The 10308-nt window shown below is 73.8% G+C and carries 7 protein-coding genes and 1 pseudogene; 3 read left to right on the forward strand and 5 right to left on the reverse strand.

Going from position 1 to position 10308, the window contains the following annotated elements; all coding sequences use genetic code 11:
• Window positions 1-122 precede the first annotated feature (122 nt).
• The gene (locus tag EES43_RS08165) at window positions 123-1736 is read left to right on the forward strand and encodes a sensor histidine kinase (RefSeq protein WP_124268110.1); all 1614 of its coding nucleotides are present in this window, start codon (window positions 123-125) and stop codon (window positions 1734-1736) included.
• Between the two features lie 81 nt (window positions 1737-1817).
• Here EES43_RS08165 and EES43_RS08170 read toward each other — a convergent pair whose 3' ends face one another.
• Complete coding sequence (locus EES43_RS08170) at window positions 1818-2249, reverse strand: Lrp/AsnC family transcriptional regulator (protein ID WP_124268111.1); 432 nt, start codon at window positions 2247-2249, stop codon at window positions 1818-1820.
• Between the two features lie 140 nt (window positions 2250-2389).
• Here EES43_RS08170 and EES43_RS08175 point away from each other — a divergent pair, with 140 nt between their 5' ends.
• Complete coding sequence (locus EES43_RS08175; protein ID WP_124268112.1) at window positions 2390-3931, forward strand: acyl-CoA synthetase; 1542 nt, start codon at window positions 2390-2392, stop codon at window positions 3929-3931.
• A gap of 67 nt (window positions 3932-3998) precedes the next feature.
• Window positions 3999-5405 (forward strand): carboxyl transferase domain-containing protein, encoded by a 1407-nt coding sequence (locus EES43_RS08180; RefSeq protein WP_124271845.1) that lies wholly within the window; start codon window positions 3999-4001, stop codon window positions 5403-5405.
• A gap of 43 nt (window positions 5406-5448) precedes the next feature.
• Here the strand turns inward: EES43_RS08180 and EES43_RS08185 are convergent, their stop codons facing one another.
• The 4 genes and pseudogenes from EES43_RS08185 to EES43_RS08195 form a co-directional block, all read right to left on the reverse strand.
• Complete coding sequence (locus EES43_RS08185) at window positions 5449-6729, reverse strand: MFS transporter (RefSeq protein ID WP_124268113.1); 1281 nt, start codon at window positions 6727-6729, stop codon at window positions 5449-5451.
• Window positions 6730-7247: 518 nt separating this feature from the next.
• Window positions 7248-8840 carry an alpha/beta hydrolase gene (locus EES43_RS08190; RefSeq protein ID WP_241192349.1) on the reverse strand — a complete coding sequence of 531 codons (1593 nt, stop codon included), beginning with the start codon at window positions 8838-8840 and terminating at the stop codon, window positions 7248-7250.
• Window positions 8841-9217: 377 nt separating this feature from the next.
• Window positions 9218-9361, reverse strand: a pseudogene (locus EES43_RS31200) (IS5/IS1182 family transposase); the annotation flags it as partial.
• Between the two features lie 62 nt (window positions 9362-9423).
• The coding region (locus tag EES43_RS08195; RefSeq protein ID WP_164493127.1) for an ATP-binding cassette domain-containing protein at window positions 9424-10308 on the reverse strand (885 nt) is incomplete at its 5' end.

Genomic DNA, 10308 nt, shown 5'->3' on the forward strand with positions numbered 1-10308 from the left:
AGGGCCGTTCCGAGGAGGGCCGTTCCGAGGAGGGCCGTTCCGAGGAGGGCCGTTCCGAGGAGGGCCGTTCCGAGGAGGGCCGTTCCGAGGAGGGCGGGGAGGCGGCGGGCGGGCTGCCGGGGATGCTGGAGGCCGTCCTCGGCGTCGGCAGCGACCTCGACCTGCGGGCCACACTCCAGCAGATCGTGGACACCGCCGCCGCCCTCACCGACGCCCGCTACGGCGCGCTGGCCGTGCTGGACCACGGCGGGCGGATCGGCGAGCTGTACACCGCCGGGCTGACCGAGGCCGAGCGGCAGCGCCTGTACCGGCGTCCGGACTACAGCCGCTCAGGGCTGCTGGACGGCCTGGCCTGGGCGGAGGATGCCGAGGCCGACGTAGACGACGTGGACGACGTGGGCGACGTGGGCGACGTGGACGACGAGCACTCGGAGGCCGTCCGGGAGCGCGCCCGTGGCGGGCCGGGCGACGGAGAGCCGGGCGAGCCGGGCGCGCCGGACGCCCTCCGGGCATCGATCCGGGTGCGTACGGAGGTCTTCGGACACCTGCGTCTCGCGGGGAAGCACTCCGGCACCTTCACCGGCACGGACGAGAAGCTGCTGCGGGTGCTGGCCGCGCAGGCGGGCATCGCCGTCGGCAACGCCCGGCTCTACGAGACGGCCCGGCAGCGCGAGCGCTGGATCGAGGGAGCGGCGGCGGTCACCACGGCCCTGCTGACCGGTACCAACGCGGCCGACGCGCTGATGACGGTGGCCGAACAGGCCCGGATTCTGGCCGGTGCGTCGGCCGGGGTGATCCTCCAGCCGACCGACGAGGGCGGCATGGAGATCGTGACCGCCTCCACGCTGGACGATCCGGCGGGCATCGTCGGGGCGACCATCGCGCCCGGTTCGCCGGTCCTGGTCCAACTCCTCGGCGGCGAACCGGTCTTCATCGACGACTCCGCCACCGACGTCCGGATGACCACCTACGTACGGTCCCGGTTCGGGCCCAGCATGATGCTGCCGCTCCAGAGCGGCGGCCGGCTCATCGGAACGCTCGCGCTGCCACGGCGGCGCGGCGCGGTCCCGTACACGGAGACGGACCGGCTGCTGGCCACCCAGTTCGCCTCGCAGGCGGCGCTGGCGCTGGTGCTCGCGGACGCGCAGGCCGACCGGGAACAGCTCGCGGTGTACGAGGACCGCGACCGGATCGCCCGTGACCTGCACGATCTGGTGGTGCAGCGGCTCTTCGCCACCGAGATGATGCTGGAGTCCACCCGCAGGCGGGCGGCGGCGGAGGAGCCGAAACACGAGGAGCGGGCGGGCGGGGGCGGGCGTACCGGCGAGCTGCTGGGCCGGGCCGTGGACGAGCTGGACTCCACCATCCAGGAGGTCCGCACCGCGATCTTCGCGCTCCAGCAGCCGCCCGCCGATTCCCCCAGCACCTTTCGCGGCCGGGTGCTGCGGGAGACCGGCGGGGCCGCCGCCGTGCTCGGCTTCCCGCCGTCGGTGCAGTTCACGGGCGCGGTGGACGCGCTGGTGGGCGAGCGGGCGGCCCGGGAGCTGCTGGCCGCGCTGCGCGGTGCGCTGGCCGCCGCGCACCGCCGCAGCGGGGTGTCCGCGATCGAGGTGGAGGTGGATGCGACGGTGCGGGAGCCCGACGGGCGGGGAGCGGTGCGGCTGGTGGTGGCGGACGACGGGCAGCGCGAGGACGGCGGCCGGTCGACGACGGTGACCTGGCAGACGCCGCTGTGACGGGCCCGGCCGAGAGGCGCCTGGCTGCCAGGTGCCTGGCTGAAACGTTCCGGCTGAGACGTTCGGGCGGAGTGGCCGTGCTCAGCGGGACGGGGCGGCCCGCAACGCGATGCGGGTGTTGGAGTGCGCGACGCCCGCCTCGCGCTTGAGCCGCCGCAGCAGCGCGTCCAGCGCTCCGGGATCGGCCGCGGTGGCGCGGATGAGGTAGTCGTGGCCACCCGTCACGTGCACCACCTCCGTGATGCCGGGCAGTATCAGCACGGAACGTTCGAACTCCTCGTTCGTCGTGTCCAGGCGCAGCGACACGTCGATGAAGACGACCAGGCCCGAACGGGTGTCGGCGGCCGGGTCGACGATCACGGTGAAGCCGCGGATGACGCCGTCCCGGCGCATACGGCGGACCCGGTCGCCGGCGGCGTTGGCGCTCAGCCCCACGCGTACGCCCAGGTCGCGGTACGAGATCCGGGCGTCTTCCTGGAGGATGCCGAGGATTTCCCTGTCCAGACGGTCCATACCGCGATTGTCGCAGCTTGTGGCGATATCGGCCGGTGGAAGCCGGGCGGAAGCCGGGCGGCGCGGGCTCCGGGCGGGCCGCGCGGACGGGTCGCCGCGCACCGTTCCCGCGCCCGGCGAGGCCCCGTAGGCTGCCCGGGGTGAGCATCCTCTTTCCCGCACTCCTCAGCCCGGCGGGCCGGATCGCCGCCCGGGAAGCCGTCCGGTTCGGCGACGTCTCGCTGACGTACGGACAGTTGGCCGCCGCCTCCGAAGCCCTGGCGGCCCGGATCGCCGGGGCGGGCCGGGTCGCCGTCTGGGCCACGGCGACGCCGGAGACGGCGATCGCCGTGGTGGCGGCGCTGCACGCCGGAATCCCGGCCGTCCCGCTCAACCCGCGGACCGGGGCGCGCGAACTGGAGCACATCGTCGCCGACAGCGCTCCGTCCGCCGTACTGGCCGCGCCGGGCGACACGCTGCCGCCGGAACTGGCGGCGCTGCGGCGGATCGACGTCGACGCGCGCACGGCGGGCGCGGAGGCCACTGCGCGTACGGCCGCAGGCACGAAGGCCACCGCCCGTACGGCCGCGGGCACCGGGGCGGCCGGTCGTGCGGCGTCTCCCGGCGAGCACTCCCCCGAGGCGCCCGCGCTGGTCGTCTACACCTCCGGCACCACCGGCCCGCCCAAGGGGGCCGTGCTGCCCCGCCGGGCCGTGGCGGCCTCGCTGGACGCGCTGGAGGACGCCTGGCGGTGGACCGGCGACGACGTCCTCGTGCACGCGCTGCCGCTGTTCCACGTGCACGGGCTGATCCTGGGCGTGCTCGGACCGCTGCGCCGGGGCGGCTCGGTGCGCCACCTGGGGCGGTTCTCGGCCGAGGGCGTGGCGCGGGAGCTGGCCGACGGCGGCACGATGCTGTTCGGGGTGCCGACGATGTACCACCGGCTGGCCGAGGTGCTGGACGCCCCGGCGGGCGATGCCGGGCGGGACGCGCTGGCGGCGGCGCTGGGCGGGGCCCGGCTGCTGGTCTCCGGTTCGGCGGCGCTGCCCGTCCACGACCACGAACGCGTCGCGGCGGCGACCGGGCGGCGGGTGATCGAGCGGTACGGGATGACGGAGACCCTGATGAACACGGGCATCCGGGCGGACGGCGAGCCCCGTCCGGGCACGGTCGGACCGCCACTGTCCGGGGTGGAACTGCGTCTGGTGGAGGACGACGGCACGGTGCTCGACGGGACCGGAGCGATCGGCGAGATCCAGGTGCGCGGGCCGAACCTGTTCACCGGCTACCTCAACCGCCCCGACGCCACCGCCGCCGCGCACACTCCGGACGGCTGGTTCCGCACCGGCGACGTGGGCAGGGTGGACGACGACGGATACGTGACCATCGTCGGGCGCAGGGCCACCGACCTGATCAAGAGCGGCGGTTACAAGATCGGTGCGGGGGAGATCGAGAACGTCCTGCTGGCGCACCCCGGCGTCCGGGAGGCCGCCGTGACCGGCGAGCCGGACGCGGACCTCGGCGAACGCGTCGTCGCCTGGGTGGTCCCGGCCGATCCCGCCGCCCCGCCCGCCGCCGAGGAGCTGGCGGCCCACGTGGCGGCCGAACTGGCCCCGCACAAGCGCCCGCGCACCGTGCGCTACCTCGACGCCCTGCCCCGCAACGACCTGGGCAAGATCCTGAAGAGGTCGCTCCATGACTGACCCCGACCCCTCCGCCCCCACGACCGGCGGCGAGCCGCACCGCATGACGGCCCGCGAATCTCCCCGCATGACGGCCCGCCAGGCGATCGCCCTGGTGTCCGGAGCGGACGGATTCACCGAGCACCGGCCGCCCGTGCGCCCGCTGCCGGCCGACGGGCCGCTCGGCTGGGAGGGGTACGACGCGGCGCGGGAGCGGGCGGCGGCGCGTACCGGCGAGGAGGAGTCCGTCGTGTACGGCATCGGCTCCGTCGGCGGCCGGGAGTGCGTCCTGCTCTCCTTCGAATTCGGTTTCCTCGGCGGTTCGTTGGGCCGGCTCACCGGGGACCGGCTGGAGGCCGCGTACGCGCTGGCGCTGACGAGGCGGCTGCCGTTCGTCGCGCTGGTCGCCACCGGCGGCAGCCGGATGCAGGAGGGCATGGTCGCCCTCGTACAGCTCCAGCGGGTGGCCGCCGCGTCGGTGCGGCTGCGCGCGGCCGGGCTGCCGCAGATCGCGGTGGTGCGGGACCCGACGACCGGCGGCGGCTGGGCGACGGTCGGGGCGGGCGCCGACGTGGTGCTGGCCCTGCCCCGTGCCCAGGTCGCCTTCGCCGGATCGCGGGTGCGACCGCCCGACGCCGACCCGTACGCGTACAGCGCCGAGGGCCAGTCGGCGGCGGGCCAGGTCGACGCGGTGGTCCCGCCGGAGGAACTGGCCGGGACCCTGGCCCACTGGCTGCGGGCGCTCGGCCCGCACGGAGCGCTGCCGGCCGCCCCGGTGCCCGACGCGCTTTCGTCGCCCGACGCGCTCCCGACGGGCGGATCCGGGGCGGCGCGGGGCCTCTCGGCGAACGGTCTCCCGGCGAGTGGCCTCCCGGCGCGCGGGCTCCCGGCGAGTGGGCGGGAGGCGGTCGCGCGGGCCCGCTCCGCCGAACGGCCGCGCGCGGAGGCGTACTTGGCCGCGTACGCCCCGGTACGGCTGCCGCTGAACGGCGACCGGTGCGGCGGGACGGATCCGGGGCTGCTGTGCGGCTTCGGGCTGCGCGCGGACGGGCGGCCGGTCGCGTACGTCGCCCAGTGCGGGACCCCGACGCGCCCGGCCGGGTACCGCACGGCGGCCCGGACGATCCGGCTCGCCGACCGGCTCGGCGTACCCGTCCTCACCCTGGTCGACACGCCGGGGGCCGCCAACGACGCGGAGGCGGAGCGGGCGGGAGCGGGCGCCGCCATCGCGGACGTCTTCGCCGCCGTCGCGGCGGCCCGGGTCCCGGTGACGACCCTGGTGATCGGCGAGGGCGGTTCGGGCGGGGCGCTGGCGCTGGCGGCCCCGGACAACACCCACATCACGGCGGACGGCTACTTCTCCGTCATCGCACCGGAGGCCGCGACGGCGATCCTCAAGCGCGCCCCGTCCGAAACGGCCGCCACCGCCGACCAGTTGCGGCTGCGCCCGCAGGACTTGCTGGACCTGGGCGTCGTCCGCTCGATCGTCGGCTGAGGCGTCAGGGCGACGGGTCGCGGGCGTCGTGGCGGCCGAGGCGTCAGGGCTGCGGGTCGCGGGCGTCGTAGCGGGCGAAGCCGCGCCACTTCAGCGCCAGCAGGCAGACCACGGCCACGCAGGCGAGGCCGCCGCCGGTGACCGCCACGGCGGGCGAGACGAGGTCGGCGACCGAACCGGCCACGAAGTCGCCGAGCCGGGGCCCGCCCGCGACGACGACGATGAACACGCCTTGCAGCCGGCCCCGCATCTCGTCGGGCACGGCCGCCTGGAGCATGGTGTTGCGGAAGACCATGGAGACGGTGTCCGCGCAGCCGGCGAGCGCCAGGAACAGCAGTCCGAGCCAGAGCTGCCGGGTGAGCCCGAAGACGGCGATGGCGCTGCCCCAGCAGCCGACGGCCAGCAGGACCGCGAGGCCGTGCCGCCGGATCCGCCCGAGCCAGCCGGAGAACACGCCGCCCAGGAGCGCGCCGAGCGCCGGGGCGGCGACGAGCAGTCCGGTGGTGCGGGCGTCGCCGCCGTACCAGAGGACGGCGACCACCGGGAAGAGCGCCCGGGGGTGGGCCAGCACCATGGCGGCCAGGTCGGTGAAGAAGGTCATCCGCAGGTTGGGCCGGGTACCGAGGAACCGCAGCCCGTCCAGCACGGAGGCCCGCTTGCGCTTCCCGCCCGGATCCCGCTCCTCGCCCCGGTCGGGCAGCATCGAGGGCAGCCGCCACATCGCGTAGAGGGAGGCGGTGAAGGTGACGGCGTCGACGGTGTAGGCGGCGCGGTAGCCCCACCAGCCGACGATCAGCCCGCCGAGCATCGGCCCGACCAGCGCACCGGTCGTACTGGTCATGGAGTTCAGCGCGTTGGCGGCGGGCAACTGCTCGGCGGGCAGCAGCCGGGCGATCATCGAGGAGCGGGCCGGCGCGTTGAGCGCGAAGCAGACGGCCTGGAGGGCGACGACGGCGTACAGCAGGCCGACCTGCTCGATCCCGGCGACGGTGGCGGCGACCAGCACGACGGAGAGGACGAACGACCCGGAGGCGCTGAACAGCCCCAGCCTGCGCCGGTCGACGGTGTCGGCGACCGCTCCCCCGTAGAGCCCGAACACGACGAGCGGCACGAGCGAGCAGAACCCGATGAGCCCGACGGAGAACGCGGATCCGGTGATGTCGTAGACCTGGAGCGAGACGGCCAGCGCCGTCATGCCCTGACCGACCCAGGAGACGGTGTTCCCGAACCACAGACGCCGGTAGTCGGGCGAGGCCCGCAGCGGCGTGAGGTCGGCGAATATGCGGGCGCGGCGGGCGGGAGGCGGCTCGGTCGTTTCGGTCACAGAGGATGGTAGCCACCTCCGCCGGGACCTTCTCCGGCGTTTCCGCAAGGCCACTGTCCCTGTGCGGGGTCATCGGGCCGGCGGCGGCGCGGGCACGGGCGCGTGGATGCCGGGGCCCGGGGGCCTGGGGAGGCCCGGGGCCCGGGGGCCTGGGGCCGTTACGGACGCCGTGTCGTCCGCTCGACGTATCGCGCGAGATCCTGCGTGCAGAAGGCCGATGCCGCGCAGCGCCGTGACGGTAGCGTCGATCCACCGGCAGCGCTTCGAAGAAGGCCGCCACCGAGGGGTGGAGGTCGGGCTGCTCGTCGCCACCGATGTTCGTGCGGCTGTAGATCTTCCCCTGGACGAGCAAGGAAGCGGCCACACCGGCGTACGCGGGAGCGGCGGTGATGAGCGGGGTCAGGGCTAGGGTGAGCGCGGCGAGGCCGCCGGCAAAATTCTGAGCGTCGGACGCAGCACCCGGGCCCCTGCGGAGGAGTGTCCGCAGGGGCCCGGGTGCTGCGTCGGGGCGGCCCGGCTCAGAACCGGTCCGGAGCGCGATCCGGGAGCGGTGAGCCCGGCAGCGCATCCCGCTTCCGGTCCTTCCGCGCCTCCTCGTTCGACTTGGGCGTCGCCCGGCAGATCACGTCCTTCGCCGGGAGCTTGCCGGTGAGCAGGTACTCGTTGACCGCGCCGTCCGTGCACACGTTGCCGTTCGGATAGACGCCGTGGCCCTCACCGCCGCGCACGGTGACCATCTTCGAGCCCCTCAGGGCAGCGTGCAGGGCCTGACCGCTGGGCAGCGGGGTCTGCGAGTCCCACTCGTTCTGGACGACCAGGGAACCGACCCTGTTGTTCACCTTGGTCACCGGTTCCGCAGACCTGTCCCAGAAGGCACAAGGCTTGATGCTGGACGCCATGTCACCGAAGAGCGGGTAGCGCTTTTTGTCCGCGATGGCGTCCTGCCGGTAGCGCTCGGGATCGCGGGACCAGGCCGCCGAGTTGTCGCCGCACACCACGGCGAAGAAGCTCGCTCTCGCGTTGTCGGACGGCACTTCGGCGCCCCCTGGGCGCCCGCTTCCCGCCGATCCGGCGAACGCCGCGAACTTCCTCGCGGAAGTGGGCCGGCCGGCGGCGGCCCTCTTCAGCAGCACGACCTCATCGGTGGCCCACTCCGGGGTGAAGACCAGGCTGCGCAATCCGCTGCGGATGTCATCACCGGTGGTCAGCTGTCCACCCACGTCGATGGGCTTCTCATCCGCCTGCGCGACCAACTTCCATAGAGTGCGCTCGACTTGCTTCGGGGTCGCGCCAAGTTTGTACGTCTCCGAGCGCTCGGCGGCCCACTCGGTCCACCGGTCGAACGCCGGCTCGGCGCCTTCGGCCCACCACTGGATCATGCCGCGCCAGGCACGCTTCGGATCGACCGCGCTGTCCAGCACGAACCGGTCGGCTCGGCCAGGAAAGAGCTGGGTGTAGACAGCGCCCAGGTAGGTGCCGTACGAGTAACCCAGGAACGAGATCTTCGTCTCACCGAGGATCGCCCGGAGCAGGTCCATGTCCCGTGCGGTGTTGCGCGTGGTGATGTGCGGGAGTCTGTCGCCCGCCTTCGCCCTGCACTTGTCCGCGACATCGCGTGCCCAGGCGACGTCCTTCGCGAACGCCTCCTCCTTGTACGGGCGCAGCCAGTTTTCGTCCTCGGGCTTCATACCGCAGGAAACCGGGCTGCTCCGTCCCACACCTCGCGGGTCCATGCCGATGAGGTCGTACTTTTGCCGGACAGCCTTGGGCAGGTTCTTCCGCATGTCCAGCGGCGTGTCGATTCCCTGGCCGCCGGGCCCGCCGGGGTTGGACAACAGGACGCCGTGCCGCTTGCCCGGTGCGGTGCTCTTGATCCGGGATATGGCCAGGTCGATCCGCTTCCCTCCGGGAACGCGGTAGTCCAGCGGGACCTTGATCGTGGCGCACTGCAACACCGCCGGAGTATCGGCTTCACAGCGTTTCCATCGGGGCTTCTGCTTCACATACCGCTCCAGCGCGTTCCTGGCAGGCGGGGAAGAGGCGGTCGGCGGCCCGGCGGCCGGGACGGCACCGGCCGGCGGGGCCGAGAGTACGGGAACCAGGGGCGCCATGGCACTCACGACTAACAGAGGTATGAGACGTCGTCTGCGCACGCTGTCGATCCTTCCGGTCGCATGGGGTGAGACAGGAAGGATCATTCAGGAGAGGGCGGCGCGTGCGGATCCCCCACCGGGCCGCATTTCCTCTCCGCCTTCAGAAGGACACGACGGTCGTGGGTGGTACCCGAGTTGTAGGAGAGACGGCAGCTACCGGGGCTCGACGTCCGAGATCGCCGCTGTCGAACAGGCCGGGAGCTGGTGTGGCTTCACGTCATGCGGCAGATCCAGGGCGGGCGGGAACTGGGGATGGCCATGCACCAACGGTTTCGGGATACCGGCTGCACGGAAAGTGGCTCGGCTTCGGGGCGGACCACCCGGTGGCCGCCGATCCGGGGGACACGGATTCCGTCCATCACCTGCCCGAAGACGGGTGCGTCGCCTCGCTGGCCGGCGGTGATGACGGCCGCGAGGACGTGGAAGGAGGCGTCGACAGGGAGGTGAATCCTGGTGGTCAGCCCACCGCGCGAGCGCCCCGGGCCGTGGCCGTCCCACTCGAGCGAGCAGAACCCGGCAAGGCCCCCGTCCCTGTGCGGGGTCATCGGGCCGGCGGTCCGGGCTCCGGCGTTCTCGCACCGGGTGCGGAGAGCGGAGCCGGCCGGCCCGGGTCGTCCGGTCGGTCGGCCGTCCAGTACCCGACCAGTTCGCGGTAGAGCGGGCTTTCCCCGAGCAGTTCGTCGTGTGTGCCGGCGGCGGTCCGTTCGCCGTCAAGCACCAGGACACGCGGGGCGCGCAGCGCCGAGCTGATGCGGTGCGCGACGACGATGAGGGTGGTGCCGCGGGCGGCGAACGCGTTCTCGGCGCGCTCCTCGGCCGCCGGGTCGAGATGGCAGCACGCCTCGTCCAGCAGCACGATCGACGCGGCCGAGACGTGGGCCCGCGCCAGGGCGATGAGCTGCCGCTCACCGGAGGAGAGTTCCGGTCCGTCCAGTCCCACCGCCGCGTGCAGGCCGCCCAGCCGCTCGACGAGGTCCTGGGCGCCCACGGCCACCGAGGACGCGAGCAGTTCGGCGTCCGTGGCCTCCGCTCGCAGGTAGCGCAGGTTGTCCCGCACCGTGCCCGTGAAGACGTACGCCTCCTGCGGGATCATCGCCACGGCGCGGTGGATCCAGGAGCGGTCGGCGTCCGCAGCCGGGACCCCTCCCAGGGTCAACCGGCCGCTGTCCGGCCGGTACAGCCCGGACAGCAGTGCGGTCAGGGTCGACTTCCCCGTACCGCTCGGGCCGACGACCGCCAGGTGCGATCCGGCGGGGATGTGCAGGGAGAGCCCGCTGATCACCGGTACGGCCCCAGGACCGTACGCGTACTCGACGTCCACCAGGGACAGGTCGGACGAACGCGGTACGCGGCCCGGCGGCGTCGGCCCGGTGGAGGTGGAGGCAGGGGCGGAGTCGGAGGCGGAGGCGGAGGCGGGGGCGGGGGC

The sequence above is a fragment of the Streptomyces sp. ADI96-02 genome, assembly GCF_003846185.1.
Lineage (GTDB): Bacteria > Actinomycetota > Actinomycetes > Streptomycetales > Streptomycetaceae > Streptomyces.